The organism is Streptomyces sp. HmicA12 (assembly GCF_000373565.1).
In the GTDB taxonomy this organism is placed as follows: Bacteria; Actinomycetota; Actinomycetes; order Streptomycetales; family Streptomycetaceae; genus Streptomyces.
This window is the reverse complement of sequence record NZ_KB891847.1, coordinates 1-1047: the sequence shown is the minus strand read 5'-3', so window position 1 is coordinate 1047 and position 1047 is coordinate 1. Positions and strand designations below refer to the sequence as shown.

The following is a 1047-nucleotide window of genomic DNA, read 5'->3' as shown; positions in this document are numbered from 1 at the left end:
GTCGTGACTGCGTGCCTTTTGAAGAATGAGCCTGCGAGTTTGCGGTGTGTTGCGAGGTTAACCCGTGTGGGGAAGCCGTAGCGAAAGCGAGTCCGAATAGGGCGATTTAGTAGCGCGCTCAAGACCCGAAGCGGAGTGATCTAGCCATGGGCAGGTTGAAGCGGAGGTAAGACTTCGTGGAGGACCGAACCCACCAGGGTTGAAAACCTGGGGGATGACCTGTGGTTAGGGGTGAAAGGCCAATCAAACTCCGTGATAGCTGGTTCTCCCCGAAATGCATTTAGGTGCAGCGTCGTGTGTTTCTTGCCGGAGGTAGAGCACTGGATAGGCGATGGGCCCTACCGGGTTACTGACCTTAGCCAAACTCCGAATGCCGGTAAGTGAGAGCACGGCAGTGAGACTGTGGGGGATAAGCTCCATGGTCGAGAGGGAAACAGCCCAGAGCATCGACTAAGGCCCCTAAGCGTACGCTAAGTGGGAAAGGATGTGGAGTCGCAGAGACAACCAGGAGGTTGGCTTAGAAGCAGCCACCCTTGAAAGAGTGCGTAATAGCTCACTGGTCTAGTGATTCCGCGCCGACAATGTAGCGGGGCTCAAGCGTACCGCCGAAGTCGTGTCATTGCAGCAATAGCCCCAACGGGCGCTGTGATGGGTAGGGGAGCGTCGTGTGCCGGGTGAAGCAGCCGCGGAAGCGAGTTGTGGACGGTTCACGAGTGAGAATGCAGGCATGAGTAGCGATACACACGTGAGAAACGTGTGCGCCGATTGACTAAGGGTTCCTGGGTCAAGCTGATCTGCCCAGGGTAAGTCGGGACCTAAGGCGAGGCCGACAGGCGTAGTCGATGGATAACCGGTTGATATTCCGGTACCCGCTGTGAAGCGTCAAACATCGAATCCAGTGATGCTAAGGCCGTGAAGCCGTTCCGGACCCTTCGGGGAAAGGAAAGTGGTGGAGCCGCCGGCCCAAGTTGGTAGTAGGTGAGTGATGGGGTGACGCAGGAAGGTAGTCCAGCCCGGGCGATGGTAGTCCCGGGGTAAGGGTGTAGG

General features: G+C 57.4%; 1 rRNA gene. It reads left to right on the top strand.

From position 1 onward, the window contains the following. A 23S ribosomal RNA gene (locus B072_RS0135435) occupies window positions 1-1047 on the top strand; the annotation flags it as partial.